The sequence below is a fragment of the Halomonas sp. SIMBA_159 genome (genome assembly GCF_046536035.1).
Classification (GTDB): Bacteria; Pseudomonadota; Gammaproteobacteria; order Pseudomonadales; family Halomonadaceae; genus Vreelandella; species Vreelandella venusta_A.
This window is the reverse complement of the sequence record NZ_JAWJBT010000008.1, coordinates 100,285-116,944: the sequence shown is the minus strand read 5'-3', so window position 1 is coordinate 116,944 and position 16,660 is coordinate 100,285. Positions and strand designations below refer to the sequence as shown.

11 protein-coding genes are annotated in these 16,660 nt (G+C 54.0%); all 11 read right to left on the bottom strand.

Features of this window, described 5'->3' with window-relative positions; all coding sequences use genetic code 11:
- Window position 1: 1 nt before the first annotated feature.
- The 11 genes from R0J87_RS07025 to R0J87_RS06975 all read right to left on the bottom strand — a co-directional run bounded on the left by R0J87_RS07025 (window position 2) and on the right by R0J87_RS06975 (window position 16,651).
- A complete protein-coding gene (locus R0J87_RS07025; protein ID WP_498885237.1) occupies window positions 2-1,207 on the bottom strand; it encodes an NAD(P)/FAD-dependent oxidoreductase in 1,206 nt (401 codons plus the stop codon).
- 349 nt (window positions 1,208-1,556) lie between these two features.
- Window positions 1,557-2,861 carry a VWA domain-containing protein gene (locus tag R0J87_RS07020; RefSeq protein WP_498885235.1) on the bottom strand — a complete coding sequence of 435 codons (1,305 nt, stop codon included), beginning with the start codon at window positions 2,859-2,861 and terminating at the stop codon, window positions 1,557-1,559.
- Between the two features lie 15 nt (window positions 2,862-2,876).
- Window positions 2,877-3,371: a putative periplasmic lipoprotein gene (locus tag R0J87_RS07015; protein WP_498885234.1), complete on the bottom strand. Its 495-nt coding sequence runs from the start codon at window positions 3,369-3,371 to the stop codon at window positions 2,877-2,879.
- Between the two features lie 30 nt (window positions 3,372-3,401).
- Window positions 3,402-4,166, bottom strand: coding sequence for a hypothetical protein (locus tag R0J87_RS07010; RefSeq protein ID WP_498885232.1), 765 nt, complete (start codon window positions 4,164-4,166; stop codon window positions 3,402-3,404).
- A 20-nt stretch (window positions 4,167-4,186) separates the two neighbouring features.
- On the bottom strand, window positions 4,187-5,650 hold the full coding sequence (locus R0J87_RS07005; protein ID WP_498885230.1) for a formylglycine-generating enzyme family protein: 1,464 nt from the start codon (window positions 5,648-5,650) through the stop codon (window positions 4,187-4,189).
- Between the two features lie 100 nt (window positions 5,651-5,750).
- Window positions 5,751-6,980, bottom strand: a complete 1,230-nt coding sequence (locus tag R0J87_RS07000) for an ABC transporter permease (protein ID WP_498885228.1) — start codon at window positions 6,978-6,980, stop codon at window positions 5,751-5,753.
- Window positions 6,964-7,662 (bottom strand): ABC transporter ATP-binding protein, encoded by a 699-nt coding sequence (locus R0J87_RS06995; RefSeq protein WP_498885227.1) that lies wholly within the window; start codon window positions 7,660-7,662, stop codon window positions 6,964-6,966. Before R0J87_RS06995 ends, R0J87_RS07000 begins: the two co-directional genes overlap by 17 nt.
- Before the next feature lie 32 nt (window positions 7,663-7,694).
- Window positions 7,695-9,695, bottom strand: a complete 2,001-nt coding sequence (locus R0J87_RS06990; RefSeq protein WP_498885225.1) for a vWA domain-containing protein — start codon at window positions 9,693-9,695, stop codon at window positions 7,695-7,697.
- Complete coding sequence (locus R0J87_RS06985; RefSeq protein ID WP_498885223.1) at window positions 9,692-10,834, bottom strand: hypothetical protein; 1,143 nt, start codon at window positions 10,832-10,834, stop codon at window positions 9,692-9,694. The genes R0J87_RS06990 and R0J87_RS06985 overlap by 4 nt, the downstream gene beginning before the upstream one ends.
- Window positions 10,824-13,565, bottom strand: a complete 2,742-nt coding sequence (locus tag R0J87_RS06980) for a putative virulence factor (RefSeq protein ID WP_498885222.1) — start codon at window positions 13,563-13,565, stop codon at window positions 10,824-10,826. The genes R0J87_RS06985 and R0J87_RS06980 overlap by 11 nt, the downstream gene beginning before the upstream one ends.
- Entirely contained in the window at window positions 13,562-16,651 is a 3,090-nt protein-coding gene (locus R0J87_RS06975) for a virulence factor SrfB (RefSeq protein WP_498885221.1), read from the bottom strand. Before R0J87_RS06975 ends, R0J87_RS06980 begins: the two co-directional genes overlap by 4 nt.
- Between the last annotated feature and the right edge of the window lie 9 nt (window positions 16,652-16,660).

Sequence of the window (16,660 nt, the reverse complement as noted above, 5' to 3'; positions counted from 1 at the left end):
ACTAGCGCTGAAAGGAGAACAGCGCGCTGAGCGGATGCTGGCGACCTTCAATGAGCGCCCGTAGCAGTTGAGCGCCTATCATGCTGTAGGTAATGCCATTCCCCCCGTAGGCCATGGCAAAGTGCACCCGAGGCCCTAGCGCCTCATGAGGCCCGAAATAGGGTAAACCATCGTCCGTTTCCGCAAAGGTGCCGCCCCAACAAAACGTCGGGTTGATCTTTAAACCCGGCCAGAGCGCTTCTACCTTTGCGGCCAGCGTCTGGGCTTTTTCCATCACACGCGCATCCCGGCGCTCCGGAATATCTTCCTCATCATCTTCACCGCCGATGAGCAGCCGCCCATCCTGGGTAGAGCGTAGGTAGAGATATGGACGCGCCGACTCCCACACCAGTGTATGGCTTAGCTTGCCCAGCACATCAAGATGCAACGGGTCAGTGACAAACGCGTAGCTGCTGCGATTTTCGGCTACCTGTTCAGGCAACCACGACTGGCTCTCATAACCCGCTGCGATAATCACCTGTTGGCAGCGCAGCGTCGCTCCGTTGCGCAAGATAATCTCGACGCCTTCGGCGTTCGGCTCAAGCCGCTCGACCTGTGTGCGATCAAACACACCTCCGCCACGCCGTACCACATTCTCCAGCAGATGATACGCCATACGGTAAGGGTCGATGCTGGCGGCCAGCGAGGAAAGAATCGCCCCTGGGGCTGAAAAACCGTAGTCGGATTCAAGCGCACGCTGGTCAAGCCAGGCAACATCAAAGCCAAAGCGCTTGCGCATCGCAAGCTCCGCTTTTAGGGCCGCCACATCTCCGTCATGACTGGCAAAATAGAGGCTCTGCTGACGGCTAAACGCCACATTGCCAAGTTCCGCGGCGAGTCGCTCCAGCGAATGAATCGCTTCGGCACAGCTACGATAAGCCATCACCGCATTGCCCTCCCCGTACTGCTCGGCCAAATGGACCATGTGGGTATCAATTTCGTACTGCAGCAGCGCCGTACTGGCGGCAGAGCTGCCCCACCCTACGTCCCTGCGTTCAAGTACCACCACTTGATGACCGTGGCGACTAAGCTCGTCGGCAATTAACGCCCCTGTAATACCGCCACCGATAATCACCGTTTCCGTTTGGTGGTCATGGGTAAGCTGCGGGAAAGCCGTTAACAGACCATTTTTTACCGTCCAAAACGGGTAACCACTTTTAAGATCCATCTCATCGCCTATAGGCAAGCTTATCGATAATTAAATTGGATATAGAAAAATATCTCTTGACTGGCAGCACTAAAGATCGACCGACCGTTTCTTAAACACCACATTATCAATCTCAATCTTTATCAATAAACATTTTAGCTTAAAATAGAAATCTAGATAGCACAGCAGAAACTCAAATGATTTGCTAAAAAATGAGAGGCTAACAAATAAACATGTAGGGAGCCATGCATAAAAGGTCAGGCTAAGCCATCAATACAAAGTACTTATTAGATATTGTTGACCATGATGACAACTCTAGTCCGATGGCGTCGTGGTGCCTCGTAAACACGAGCCAGTTAGTGGATTTTGCCTATTTACAATGACTGGCATTCAGTAGTTGTGCGCTGGCTTTCTCCAGCATGCTGCTAATCTCAATGGCATTCTGTGAGCTGAATACTTGCCCACCGGTCTGTTCTGCCAAGCAATTTGAGAGGCCGCCTTTAGTAACATCGACGACGTTAATTGTGAGTCGTGGCTGATCTTGGGCAATCTCTGCGGCTACTTGGCACGGGTCTTGTTCGCAACCGTCGGTTCCATCGACAAACGCGATAATGGTGGCATCCCGCTCCCGGCCATCCACTAAACCGGCTGCGGCCACCAAGCTTTCGGCAAGGGGGGTACCATCATAAGCATGTAACGACTGGATACCGGCAATCAGCTGCTCCCGTTGATCCCGACTGAATATGCCTTGTTTGACCGGAACCCCACAGCCTGCATAGGTAATGAGCCCAGTATCAATATCCGGATGAAGCTGGTTAATAATATGAGATACAGAATCCTTGGCGACCTCTAGTCGAGAGGTTCCTGTCTCCAATGATAAGAGACGTTCATTGCCCATATTACGCAGCATCATCTGACGGAACTCAGACAAGCCGAAATACCACTCTTCGTCCTCCTGTGTTGCTGCAATATTGATATTCATCGAACCGGACGTGTCAAAAATCAACACAAACTCTGGCGGCAAGCCCTTCTCATCCTCACGGCAAGCATAAGGCACGGAGCCCACACCGTTCCCAAATCCGCTGGGCCAGTAGCGATCCAAAGGCCAAAGTAGATACAGCAGCCACCCTAGCGCAAGAAGCAGAAGCAGCGGCAACAACCACAGTAGCGGCCTGAACGACCTGCGACGTGACGCCGCTGCCACCGGGGCAGCGGGTGTCGCTATCGGAGCAACCGGCCTAGGCGCTGGAGCCTGCGTAACGCTGGGCGCAGCCGCTTTCACCATTCCAGCTCCCCAGCGAATTACTACTGGTTCGCCATTGAGGCTATAGAGGTGCTTTTTTTCAGCGGGGCCAATCAAGGTTCGCAAGCTTTCGCCAGCGTCCGTATCACCGCGCCTTACCAGTTCATCGGCTAGGCGTACTAGGCTCTGCTGGCGTTGCTCATAACGCTCTAACAAGAGAGATTGCTCGTCTCTTGTTAATGTATCAAACGCTAGCGGCTGTCCCGGCAGTTCCGTCCACCACTCCAACGTATCCCCCTGACCGTTACGCGGTAGGGCGAACATATTGCCGATGCTAGGAGGAAAGTGGCGATGAATTAGCGCCACTTTAGCCTGATAGCTTTCAAAGGTGCCGCCCAGCATTACTTGGGAATCACGCAGAATCCGTTGCATTGTTAAGCGTCCGCCTTATTCGTAGCCCAGGCTTTGCTGAAGGCGGCTTACCTGCTGCTCAAGCTCTGCCAAACGTGCCCTTTTGGCCTCCATCTCAGCTTCATCACGGGCTGGCGCTTGATTCGCGTGCAACTGCTGCTCAATGTCATTTAGACGATGCTGAAGCCCGAGTTCCTCACCGGTACGCGCTTGCAAGCGGGTTAGGAGTGTTTGCAGGGAGCTATTAAGCGCTTGCTGCTTTTCCTGCTGTACACTCAGCTCTTCGCGGGTCGCCTGCTGCTGGGCTCTAATATCTCTATAGACTTGATGAAACAGGGCATTTTCTTCTTGATCCAGACGAACCTGCTGCTCGCGCTGCTCAACCTGGGCACGGTAGGCTCCAGATGTATCACAAGAGAGTTTTGCCACAAGGCTCGCATCACGATTATAGGGATCGCACTGTTCCGGTGTGGTCGCACAACCGGCCAGCAGCACCATGCTGCTGGCAATCATTATGGTTTTAGTCATCATGGCGTTATTCATAATGTGTCGGTCGACCCCTTAGCCCAGAGTGATCGCAGAGCGCATGTTGTAGAGTTCATCCACTTCTTGCTGTAGCGCCAGCACTTGCTGGTTCATGAGATCAATATCCTGCTCGATACGTACCATTTCTGCAGGACTGGCTTCGGCGCGTTCTGCAGCAGCAACTTCTTGATAACCGTCTGCTTTCTTGCGCATATTGGCCAGTTCACGGCGCAAAATATCAATATTGCTATCAATCGCGGCTAACTCACGTTCAGCGGCAGCCTGATCTAATTGCTGGGCTGCCATGTCCGTTTGAATGCGCTCAATACGCGCCTTATCTTCCTCCATCACCTCACGCGCTGTTTCAGTACGTGCGATGACATTACGGGTATCGGCTTGAATATCCGCACTCATTGCCTCTAAGCGCTCGCTGGTATTGGCGTATTCACTGCGACGTTGATCCAGATAAAAGTTGGCCCCCATCGCAACGCCACACGCCCCTAACCCTGCAATAATCATGCACTGAGTGCGGTTGCCTGGATTGGTGATAGCACATCCCAACATGCCTGCGGCAGCACCTGCAGCGCAGGCTTGATAGCCTGAACGGCTAAAAAACTTGGCGTCATTGCCCTGGGTTAACCGCGGATCTGCAGCCGCGCCATTACCGTTACCGGATAGCATTGAGCTTCCCGTCGTGACACAGCCGCTGAGCACTAGCAGACTGCCCGCCACTGCCGACATCATGAGTGCTTTTTTCCAACCTAGCGTGTTGCTCGTAAATGAAATGCGCTTGCTTTGCATAGTACGTTCCCTTGCGTTTTTTAATTAGCCATGGCTTTACAGTTTTCCAGCCAGGCATCGGTGGAGATATGTTGCTGTTGCAGGTAATCGCGCTGGTTTTCCCAGTGCGTGTGTAAATAAGGTTTAAGTTGGGTGAGCTGACGATTACGGGTAATGATTTCTTCAAATACGGCAACTTGCTCTTCGAGCAAGCTTTCCCCGTAAAGCGTGGCTGATTCAACCAAACTACTGGCGTAGTAACGGCTTAATGCCTGTAATCTCGCATCTTGTTCTTCTAAACGCTGTTGGCGCATGCCGCAGCTTGCATCTGCATTGCCAGATTCGCAGTTAATTTGGTAATTATTGTGGAGAAAATCGAGGAAAACGCCGTCATCCTCTAGCTTGGTGCAGAGAAAGCTTCCCAGGTTAAGACTGGCGCGCACGGCTAAGTTACGCGCTTCTTCTTGACGCTGATTACTGGCTCTTAGCTGGTTTTCTAAGTCGCGTAACTGCTCTTGTAATGCAGTGTCTTCAAGCTCGGACGCCAAACTGTTCAGTTGTTCAACTGTTCCAGGGGTTTCTTGAGGCGCATCACTCGTCTCTAGGTCTGCCCCCAGCTCTTGCCAACTGGCTTCAATCGCAGCAATTCGATCCCGCGAGGTCAAGGTAGGCGCCACCAGGGACAGGCGAAAACCTACTTGTCCACTTTGGGCTTGGCCGCTGTCGCGGTAATACGGTTCTTCGCCGCGCAGTGCTGTGCGAATATCACTCTGGGGTGTTAAATAGCTGCCCCCGCGTACAACGAATCCCCCCGCCTGCCCATGCTGTCGATCTAATTTATTGAGGCGAAACGGCTCGAACATCATTTCACCCGCATTACCCAACATATCATGCAGCCCCAACGGATTAGGGTGCAGTAAACCGGCTAGTTGCAGCTGTCCGTTAGCGGACTGCGGGCCTGCAAACCACTCATGACCGTTTAAGCCCTCTGGCATTGGGTATCGGCTATCGCGAAACTCGGCAGCATCGACTTCTAATCCTCCACGGGCGGCATACTCCCACTCAATTTCAGTAGGCAACCGCACAAACCCCAACACGCCATCCTCTTGAGGCAAGACATCTTCGCGGTTCTCACGCAGCCACAGGTTGTAGCGATCCGCTGCCGCCGTTGCATCGAACCAACTCACTGATACCACCGGCAAGCGCAAGCGCGTCGACGGTGACGGGCACTCCTCCCCCATCAAAGCTTCATACTGCAACTGCGTCATTTCGTACTTGGCCAGCAAGTAGTAGCGCGATACCCCTTCGCTCTCACTGAAGTTACCGGAAACGTAAGAGGGGCGGCGCTGCTCGACATACCCCCAACCAGTACCGTCCTGCCCGATATTAATGGGGTAATCATCCAGCGGTCCCGTAGCGGGAATATGCACTTTGCGAAACACCATGGCGCCATCACAAGGCATCGGCAAAATGACGTCGTCTTCTTGGGGCATGGGGTTATACAACCGCTCCTCCCATTCGGCTGAGGCAGTGCCTACCTGAACAAGCAATACAGCCGCGCACCCAGCACGACGCCACCAGTGTCGGGAAACATTTTTAAGAGATTTACAATTCACGCAGACTCTCCGCAGGTTCAATACTGAAAGCACGCAGCATGCCGATAAACGCCACTACGAGGGCAACCAACAACGCCAACAAAAGGGCCATCACGCCGTGCATAAAGGTGATCCGGCAGACAACGTTTCCGGTTGTCGTGCTCATTGCCAAGGCCTGGTTGAATATCTGGCTTCCCAGCCCATAGAGCGCAAGCCCAACCCCGTAAGCTGCCAGTGTTAGCGTGCTGGCCTGCAAGACGATATATCCCGCGATGGCCGGACGATCGAAACCCAATAGGCGAAGCACGGCTAAATCCTTGCGCTTACGGTCAATGTTGGCCAAAAAAGCCCCTAGCATTGACGCTAAACAGCCCACCAGCGCAGTGCTCGCAATGACCCCAAACACAAGCCCCAGCACATGGTTGATAGCCTTGACGTTCTCGATCTCAGCGAGGCGGCTAGCCGTGTCGATATGCTGCGCATTCAACCACTGCTCCAGCTCGGCCACTTGATCGATGTCAGCGGCGTAAAGGCGAGCACGGGCAAAATGCGTTTCCCGCTCGCCTCGCTCCTCACCCGTATCGACACCAACGCCATCAACACGGTAGCCATCGCGAAAATCTTCAAGAGCAATCAGCAGCGGTAGTGCGACAAAGGCAGCCGGTCGAGGAAAGACATCCGCGGGTAAAATACCTTTCACAATGACAGATTGCTGGCCACGCTCTGCTCGGCCACCCAGACGACGGCTGACAAACAAGCTCAGCTGTTCATCGACGCCCACATTTAAACGACGTGCAGCCGACTCACTCAGCACCACCGCTTGGCCTTGAAGGGGGGCAGAAAGCGAAAGGGATGCCAGCAGAGGATCGCCTGCCGCTGTGGGAATAATTTCGGCGTTATCCACAAAGTGGCGGCGATCCCGCACTAAGTCTGCCTGGGTATTGAGTGAGCGTGTCATGCCAATCGCAAAGCCCACCTCAGAGCGGTTACGCAGTCGTTCAAGCCAGTCGGCATCATAACGACCGCTGGAAATCATACGAATTTCCAAGTTGCGAGGGTCGTTAAGTAGCTCTGACTGTAATTGGCTGACAACCCCATGCTTAAGCCCGAACAGCAATAATAAGGGCGCAATCACGGCAACCAGCGCCGCCGCAATACACATCGAAACCTTGCGGTCATGCCAGAGGTCTTTTAGTGCTAACGATGCCAGCAGTCGAAAACGCTCAGTCGCGGGGTTCAAAGACGGTCTCCCCTTTTACCGTGATGGCATCGAAACGCGCCAAACCGAATGTCTGAACGAGATCCCAGTCGTGGGAGACGACTAGTGCAGCGAGCTGTAGCTCTTCCACCACGTCCATAAATAGCGCAAAGAGTCCATGTGCGCTGTGAGGATCTAAGGCAGCCGTGGGTTCATCAGCCAGCAACAGCTGTGGCTCGTGAGCCAGTGCGCGCACAAAGGCGACCCGTTGGCGCTCGCCAATGGAAAGCATGGCCGGACGTTTATCCATCAGCGGCGTTAACCCCAGGCGTTTGACCGCTTGCGTAATACGCTCGCTTTCGCGGGGTAGCCCCTGCAAACGGCGCGGCAGGGCAATATTGTCAGCCACATTTAAGAACGGCAGTAACCCGCCGCTTTGCAGCACAAACCCTAGGTCACGCGCACGAAGCTTTGCCAGTTCACCTTGCTCGTTATTACGCCAAAGCATGGCAACGTCTTGCTGCGATTTTCCCAGCATAAAATGCTCAAGCTTGCTTGGTGCCAGCAGCAGCCCCACCGCTTCTAATAAGGTGCTTTTACCACACCCACTAGGGCCAGTAATCGCCAGGCATTCCCCTGGCGACAAGCATAACTCTGGCAAGCGTATTTTATGTGCTTGCGTGCCCAGACCACGCTGAACCACCATGTCCTGTATTGCCAACATCCTGTTGTCTACCTTAAGTGGTTTTGCCGGTATCAGGGCATCATTTCAAGAGGAACAGGATAGACGTCGTCGCGTGGGTCACTGCCTTCGGCAAGCGAAACCCAACGGTCGACATCTTCGTTATAGCGTTGATAGTGGCGCAGCTTAATACTTAGATTACGAATGAAGCGTTCCTGGGATAACCCATCCCAGCTTTTCCAGGTGGCTTCATCTAAGTTGAGCACTTCGCTCTGATAAGGCAGGTCTTCCAGATACTCTCCCATCAACCCCAAATCGGCCAGCTGCGTGGCTTCGCTTTGCTGCAGCTGATTAGGGTCGGTGCCCATGGCCGCTGCCACCGAACGCAGTCGATCAAACATGTCGGTGGGTGAAATCAAGCCCTGGTTGGCAGCATCCAAAATCTGTGCGACGACATCACTAAGATCGCTCAACTGGGACTTAGTCAGCAGCACTCGCACGTCGGTACTGGGCCGGTTTTGCTGTACTAAGTCGCGGTCGCTAATCCAGGCCTGGAAGACCGGTGGGGCGACACTCCCCGTCTGCTGGCCAAGGTAAGCAAGCTGCATAGCGTGGCCAATAAGGCTTGCATCTTCCAGCAGGCGCTGCTGATCAGGGTCAGTCTCATCAGGATCAGGCTGTTGCGCGTTTAAAGCACTGCCGATAGCACCATCGCCAAGGTAGGCGGCTCGCACTTGGGAGGTGATGGCCTCGGCCAAGGCATCCACCTTAGCGCCGAACGCGTCGACATCCCCCGCTTCCACCGGATAGTACAAAGAGGTATTGGTACCCGCATAGGTCGAAAGGTTAGCGTATTGCGCCTCCGCCCTGGCATGGTCGTTAAAGCGCTCACCACTCGCGGTTTTCAAGTGAAGCGTGTAAATCGCCACCCCCGGATTGGCAGCCTCGAGCCGCACTTGGTCAGCACTTAACCCGGTAGAAGAGCGCTCGTTATCACCTTCAATGGCGCTGGCATCGGTAATCAACACGATATAGCGAGCGCCATATTGGCTCCAATCCACTTCATCGATGGCCTGCATTACTCCGGCGTAAGCATCTTCTTCGAAACCCGGCGTGGAGACATTGGCTTCATGGAGCTTGTCCATGCGCTCCATCAAGTCTTCCCTGCCTTGAACGTCCATCGGGTTGGCATACATGCGGCTGATGTACTCGAGCTCAGGCACACTTTCCACGCTGTCACGATAAGATACCAAGCCAAATTTCACCTGCTGATCGAGGTTTTCCGCCTCGATTCGATCAAGTATCTTGCTTACTGCCTCGCGCGTACGCTCGATATACGGCCCCATGGAAATCGTCGAGTCGATGACGAATACGACGCCTGCGTTGAACTCACGCAGCTGACTAGCTGGCGTATCTCCGGCAGGGTCCGTTTCAGCACCAGCAGGGTCTGGCTCCCCCGCTTTACTCACTGACGCCACGTTCAATAAGCGTGTGCGAAAGCCAGCTTCGGTAAAAACCTCTTCACCTTCGAGTATGGGCAACAAGTAAAACTGTTCCTGAAGATCGACAAAGTACTCCGGCTCCCGTGCCAGAACGGCAGGCACCTCCTCCTCACGATCCAAGGCAGCATGCAAAGGAACGACCTGACTGGATGGCTCGTATTCATCGAGAATGTTTTGGAGGTCATTTCGCTCACGGAAGAACAGCAGGCGCTGACGGTTTGCCGGATTGGTGAATGCCAGCGTTAGCTGCATTTTCCACTCGACGCTACAGTCCGCCGGTAACCAGCCGCTCGTTTCACCATAGCTATCCGGGCCGACTTTCAGCCATTCACGCCCATCAATATCGCTGCGGTCATAAACATAGAAACGGGTAAACGCGGGCTGCAGTTCGCCACCGGCTCCCGCTGTTGGCGTTAACTCACACCCGGGTGTCGTCAAGACACGCTGGTACAGCGTTTGCTTGCCTTCCTGCAGCAGCGGCCGTGGGTCGGCAAACGCTTCAGTGGCACCCAGCCCCATGCCTGATAAGGTAACTGTCGAACACACTAAGATCGCAAGCGTTTTACGGATCATCCGCCCAACTCCTCAAAACGTGCCTGTGCTTCACTATTTTCAGGCTCAATATCGAGGACGATCTGGTACCAATAGCCCGCGGTTTCCGCATCGGCTGCGCTAAAGCAGGTGCTTGCCTGGTGATAGGCCGGGTCGTATTCACGCGCATAGGCCAGTGCAATGGTGGCATCACCAGCGATAGCACGGTTGGCGTATAGCCGCCGCGCTATTCCGCAGTGATTGGCATCGCGTGCGGCTTCGATCACTGTCAGCAGTGCTTCTGAAGTCATGTCTGCTTGGGAACAGCCTTGAACAAATGTCAGCTCATCCTGCTCACCTAGCGCTTCTACCGAGCATGCCATTGCCGGGCCAGCCAATGATTCAGCACTGTTTTCATCAGCACTTGCATCGGCACTGGTATCAATCGTTTCGTCAATGCTCTCTTGTACGCTTTCTTCAGAGGAAGCTTCGGTTTCTTCTTCACTAATGTCGCTGTCTTCTTCCTCGGTGCTCTCTTGGGTGACCGGTTCGGCTCCTACACTATTGGCATTATTGCTGAACCAATACCAGGCACCGAATGCCACGGCGGCAAGAAGCAATAGCCCGAGCAGTAAAAACAGCAACGGCCCCCGTTTGCTTGTTTGAGACGGGGGGGCCGCCACCGGTGCAGGTTCAGGGGCGGGCTCAGGCTCATGCTCAGGTGGCACTTTTACTTCAGGTTCTGGCACTGGTGCCGGGTCGGGCGTTTTTTCCACAACAGAAGGTGAATGCAGCGCAGTATTAGAACCCGCAGACGGCATAGAACCCGCAGCACTAGACGGCATCAGGCCGCGTGCTAGCCGTATCACCCCTTGGGCTTGTACTCCCTGAGCATCCTGCAGTGTCAGCTGATATTGGGTAGATCCAGAGAGTTCCAACAAAGGGTCAATAATCGTGCCGTCGAGTACTACCTGGAGAAACTCGCCACCAGCTTCTTCCAGGCTCGCCACGTCAAACGAATGTGGTTTGGTACTCCAGGTTTTGCCTGGGTGCAGAAACTGTTGATCCTGGCTCTCTTGAATCGTCAGTTGCAGTGTCGTTGTTGCTCCTTCCCATCCCTTGAGCAGTAAACGGCCTTGCCCCGGCGTACCGGATTCCAGCGGACGCAGTTCAACCCGCATGGGTCACCTCCGGTTGGCGAAACGTTGACAGTACAGCACCCAGGCGCTCGTTTTGTTCCATGGTAATTTCCCGTCCGGCGGTATGGCCCGCATTTTCCTGCGTCACGATACAAAGTCCTGAAAGCCAGTCGGCCAAGTAAAGTACGGCTTGATTAACCGGTTGAGGTGCTAGATGTGGCAGCTCACCCGGCAAAATGGGGGAGTTTGGCAAAAACAACTTTTCTTTTTTACCCGCTAGGCTGTTAGGACGCTGGTCAACCGGCACATTCTGATACCCCAGCCAAGCAATAAAGTCGCGCAGCACTAGCTGGGCGGCTAAAACTTGACGCTCTACCAACTGATCACGTTTAGCACTACTTTGGGCACGTCTAAGAAGCGCTTGGTCTAAACGCTGCTGTAGCTCCATACGATTAGCGGCTGTGATCAGCTCGTCGGTCAGCGACTCAACCACGGCTTTTTCTAACCCCAACAGTTGAAGCAACGCCTGCCGCCCGGGTATTTCTCGCAAATGAGCCACCCACGCCTGGAAAACCTTGCGCGCGAAGCGGTGATCCGCACCTTGCAACACTGGCGCGTTATTGGCAGCAGGAGCGGCCGCGGCATCATCATCAAACGGAGAGCCAGCCGAGAAGGGGTCATCATTCAGGCTAAAACCGCTATTGCAGTAGAGGCTATCGGCCTGTTTGGCTTCTTCGTTATTCGCTTCGCCTTCTGCGGCTGGCACTCCATCTTCTTCACTGTCGCTCAAGTACAGGTCGCGGACTGCTTGCTGGGGTAGTTCCAGCTGGTGCTGCAACTCACCCAGGGTTGCCAGGCGTTGCCCCAGGCTTTGCCACAACAGCTTGGCGGCCTCGCGCTTTTTAGCCACTTCGCCGCTGCCATCGGTGTGATGAAGAGGAGCCAAGCGTTTTTCAACCAAGCTGGCCAGTGTTTCCGTTAACTGCTTTTCGATACTGGCCAGCTTAAAATCCAAGGTGGCGATACGGCCCAAGTACTGGCTAATACGCTTGATGCCGCCATCGTTAAGCGCCAGCATCGCCTCCCAAGCCTCTCCAGGCGCATGCACATGTTTTTTAACGCTGGCATTCTCCGCAAAGGTAGAAGCCATGCGTACAAGAGGCGTTGCACAGTCAGCGTTAATACTTAGCTCTTCGTTATCACGGCTATCCAGGAAAGGAACGGGGAGCCGCGGCTTGCGCACTAAAAAGGTATTATTGAAGGGTTCTCCCGGCGCCCACTGGCTCATCCAGTCGTACTGACCAAAGCGCTCCAACAGGGTCATCTTAATTAACCCTTCCCACCCTTCGCGCAGCTGGCTTTCCGTCAGGTTCAACGCGCCACTGATACGCTTATCAAACATCGTCAGCGTCCAGATTAGCCCCGGTGCTTTACCCGCGCGGTCTTGGCTGCTGACGCCTTGGGTCTTTTCAATCCAGCGCGTTAACACCGGGCCAACCGAGGTCACGTCACTTTGTTTATCCGAGCTCGTACACACCACCAGGGCATTCATTTCCTGGCTGTCTGTATAGCGTTCAAATAGGTAGGCCACCTTGCCGCGCAATACTAGCTGAGAAACAGGATTACCCCCTTCGCTACTGGCTTGACTGGCAGCTTCGGTAACGCTCTTCAGGCTGAGGCGGCCGCGATAGCCGGGGAAATCCAGCAGGTCGACTTTTTCAACGTGAGGGTCTTGGGTTGGCTCAATCAGCGGGAACGTTAGCTCTGCCGTCAACGCGGCTAACTGGGCTACCGATACCGCTACCGCTTGGCCGGGCGCTTCCTGCATTACCGGGCGCACCTCCAAGCTATGGTCATCGACACTCCCTAAACGCTCGAGAATATCCACGTTCATAATGCTGTCACGCTGGCTGTAGCCCTCGCCTTCGGGGGTCACGAGACACGTCAGCGGCGCATAAACGGTAGGGGCGTTGCCAAGGCGGCGCAGGGTGGACGCCAACTGCACATAGAGGCGAGTAAGCTCTTCTTGCTCGCCCCACAGCAGGGAAAACAGATCAGCACGCTGTTCGCAGGAGAGGCGCGGCGCTAATTTGAGAACCCGCGGCCAATAGCGCGCTTCCAGCTTGCTAATCGATTTTTTAAAGCTACCCGTGAGGTAGTCCCATAATGACACTACATCATCACCGCTTAACCCTGACTGTGTATCTGCGGCAATGTCGACGCCTTCGAACGGTCTGAGAATACGCTCGATACGCGCTTCATCTAGCTCATAGTGCAATTGTTCATGATCGAAATCGTTGAACCATGCATTGGCCAAAATCTTCGCAACCTCAACCTCACGAAATAGGCGAAGCTCTACCGGGGTATCGGCCGGCCCGCTAGTGGCCGTGCGACTGAAGCGGGTCACTAGTCCCGTCGCTTCTTTCCCTCCGCCAACAGGATTCACGTGCTCAATGAAGTCAAGACGCTTACCACCGTAATCGGTTTCCAGCTTGCCGTTGTGCCCCGCAGCCAGTGCCGAAATCAGGTACGACTTACCCGCTTGTGAAAGCCCAAAAAAACCGATGGTCATGGGAGTGCCTGCAGCACGCCCCAGGCTAGATGCCAGATTGCGCGATTTGTGCAATTCCAGGATCAAATTATCAGCTTCACTGTCCAGGCGCGGGGCATTGCCACGCACGTTTTCGATCCACTCGATGGCCTGACCGGCACCGGCGTGCACAGCTTCCCAGCCTTGGCCCAGTTGGTGTTGTTTAGCCGTCAGATTGCTCATTTGCGCTTCACACTCCCGCTGTCAAGCCAATAATTGGAATCCCCTAGACCCGCATCAATCATGGTATTGAGCTGAAGATCAATATCTGATTTGCTAAATGGCCTTTTGGTATTGGAACTAACTCGGCTAACTTTTAGCTCATCACTGATCAGGCCGGCTTTGTCTTTTTTATCGACGACTTTAAGTTCCACTTCGACCACCGGCTGGCTGCCGTTTCCATCATTCACCGCGGCTTTTCTGTAATTATCCTTGCCATCCTGAGTCAGCTCTAAGGTATAGAGCGGTGAGGCTACCCAGCGCTCGGCATCCAACTGACGGTAACCAAGTCGCACAATGCCCCCGCGCAGCTGTACTTTTGGCGCGTCGTCTTCTGGCAGCTCAATCGCCGTGCCGTTTTCATTGGCTTTGATGTCACGATAAACCACGTCATCGCTCTTCATGACGTTGTTGTTATCAATCGAGCCTAGGTGGCGAATGAGTGAATACGGCTTTAGCTCCTGGGTACGGAAGTAAAAGCTGGGTAAGTCTAACTGATCACACAACAGGCACAGCATGGCACCGACCGCCGCGGTACTCTTAGGGTCATCGATCTCGCCATTGCAATGGAAGGGGTACCAGTTACCGGTGCGATAGTTCTGCATAGGCAAAATACGCCCTGGGGGCAGCGGCAACATCTTGCGTAAAAACGCTTGGATACCGGGTAGCCGTGACGGACGACCCGTTAGCAGCAACATGTCGCAGCTATATTGATGGATCACCTCACACAGGGCGCCAAGAGTCTTGCCAATGTTAATGCCATCGCCCAGGAAGGCTTTGTGAACGAGAGGCAAGTTAAACGTTATGGGTGTATCCATTAGCTCAAACGATGAGGCGTTACTGTTTTTCACGTCACGTCGTACGGCTCCATGCACATACTCTCTAACCGCCTCGCTTGCCGCGTGATCTCCTAAGAGCTCTCGGTACGTGGCGGTGATAATGTGCGGATTCTCCTCGCTTTCTTTTTCTTGAGGATCAAACTTTTCGTAGTAGCTCAGTAGCTTCAACCCCAGTGGTGTGAAGACCTGCAAATTGAGCTGCTGACGTAATACTTGGTTCTGAGCACTCAGGCTTTCCCCACCTAACAGCTGCGACATCATGGCATCTGGAGAAGATACCCCTGCCCGCCGGAGCGCCTCCTCAAAGCTTTTCAGTATGAAGGTCTGGATGACATCAAGCAGAATGTCATCCCCGGCAATACGAAAGCCGTCTCGAAAGCGTTGATCGGGCACGATATGCACATTACTGCTGTTGCCACCCCCTTGATCTCTCGCAATACGATAATCAGTGATCACTAAATCAGTAGTGCCCCCACCGATATCAATACTGGCAAGGGTTATACGGTCGCGCTGCTGTTTTTCTGGGCGTGATAATGTATCGAAAAACTCTTCAGGATGGCCTGCAAAGTTTTCGTTGATTTCGGTATACAGGTACACCAGCTGACCGCAGGTGGCCTCGTCCCACTCCACTCGAATCTGTGGCAAAGGGGGGATCGGTGGAGCTGCCTCAAGCTGCTCAGGTTCCCCAAATGGGTCATCCTCACCTTGATACCACCCCATACCCTGCCAAATCAGCCCCACCGCTTCACGCATACGCTCATCCAGGATGCTGCGCTCTGCAAGCGGCATAGCCGGGGGCACCGTCAAAATAATGGAGCGTAGGCGGCGAGGAACATCAATATTGCCCTGGCGAGAGCGCTGGGCCGGGCTATTGATCTGCATCAACGCCTGTGCCAGCACCTCCGAAAGCATGAAGGTCATCAAAGAGCTGCGGGAGTAGTGCGGCTTGAAGACCGGCAAATCATCCTCTTCACCATCACGCATCACCGCATAGATCGCTTTACCGCGCTCATTGATAAGGTTCGAAAAAGGAGCGGCCGTGGCGAAGGGTTCTTTATCCGCTTTTACATAAGCACTATTAAAACGCCAGCCATGCGTATAGCGGCTGCCGTCCCACAAATAACGCTTAGGGCTTGACAGCCCAGTGGAGCCTTCGGTACCGCGACGGCGACTAGCCAGACGACCCGCTTCCCCGCCTACTCTTGCGATGGTGGGCCAGCGAAAAGCATCATGGCGGCCGCTTTTAACCGAAAGGTGGTCTTTACCGAAGAAGGTTTGAGAAAACTCGACACGGCTTTCAAAAGGTTCGTTGTAAACGTACTCTGGATCGACTAAATCACGTAGTTCCAGCACATAGTTCTGCTTTAATCCAGAGCCCGACTGCTCGTGGTGTTCAATTAAAATACCGCACGTGCGCGAGTTCCCTACATCCAGAACAAGATCTACATCTATAGGCGTTTTCTGGCTGGCGTCTTTTCCTACCAAGCGAACTTCTGGCACGCGTACCTTGGGCTTTCGCTGCGTGCGCTCGGCGGGAATCGGTTTCCATAACAGACTCAGTAGGTTCAAATAGTGCGCCTGAGGATGCAGCGCCTTAATGTCATCCTCCAGCTCGTTCTGATCCATTTCAGGATGACCTTCCCGATATAGATCGTTGAGCCACTCTTTAACCCACGCCAAGTCCATGAACCAACCCATTTCATGGGGGGTTAAAGCAAGCTTGAACAACTCTCCCGAACGCACATCTTCTTCGTTGGGCGCTAAGTACGCGGTACCCTCACGTTTGGGCATACTCCGCGTATCAAACGCGAGCGTTAAGCGGTGGGTATGGCCATCAACATCGGGGGTGTCTAGCGCAACCAAGCGCAGGCGCGCCCAGTTGCTGGGCCCCTCATCAAAACGGTGCGGCGGCATGTGTCGAAAAAACGGTATCGGCACCCATTGGCGATCCAACAACGCCAAGCTCGACTCCATATCCATATCGAGATACGGCTTATTCACCCGCTCAACTTTGTTAGGTTCCGGCTCATAAAAAGTGGTGCCATCTTCCTCATTAGTGAGCAGGCGTACCAAGAGGTCATCCGCCAATTTGGCAAACTCACCGCCGGTTTCCTTACGAGGCTCAAGCGTCAGGGCAAAATCTAGAAACTGAACGCCGGTGTCGTTGATCAACGGCACAACGTCTTGGAACTGAGTAACTTCAGGCAACATGTCGCAACT

What these genes read in the sequence shown, in the direction of transcription:
- R0J87_RS07015 (WP_498885234.1), bottom strand. Translation starts at nt 3,371, where the DNA reads ATGATGACTAAAACCATAATGATTGCCAGCAGCATGGTGCTGCTGGCC.
- R0J87_RS06975 (WP_498885221.1), bottom strand. Translation starts at nt 16,651, where the DNA reads ATGTTGCCTGAAGTTACTCAGTTCCAAGACGTTGTGCCGTTGATCAAC.
- R0J87_RS07025 (WP_498885237.1), bottom strand. Translation starts at nt 1,207, where the DNA reads ATGGATCTTAAAAGTGGTTACCCGTTTTGGACGGTAAAAAATGGTCTG.
- R0J87_RS07020 (WP_498885235.1), bottom strand. Translation starts at nt 2,861, where the DNA reads ATGCAACGGATTCTGCGTGATTCCCAAGTAATGCTGGGCGGCACCTTT.
- R0J87_RS06995 (WP_498885227.1), bottom strand. Translation starts at nt 7,662, where the DNA reads ATGTTGGCAATACAGGACATGGTGGTTCAGCGTGGTCTGGGCACGCAA.
- R0J87_RS06985 (WP_498885223.1), bottom strand. Translation starts at nt 10,834, where the DNA reads ATGCGGGTTGAACTGCGTCCGCTGGAATCCGGTACGCCGGGGCAAGGC.
- R0J87_RS07010 (WP_498885232.1), bottom strand. Translation starts at nt 4,166, where the DNA reads ATGCAAAGCAAGCGCATTTCATTTACGAGCAACACGCTAGGTTGGAAA.
- R0J87_RS06990 (WP_498885225.1), bottom strand. Translation starts at nt 9,695, where the DNA reads ATGATCCGTAAAACGCTTGCGATCTTAGTGTGTTCGACAGTTACCTTA.
- R0J87_RS06980 (WP_498885222.1), bottom strand. Translation starts at nt 13,565, where the DNA reads ATGAGCAATCTGACGGCTAAACAACACCAACTGGGCCAAGGCTGGGAA.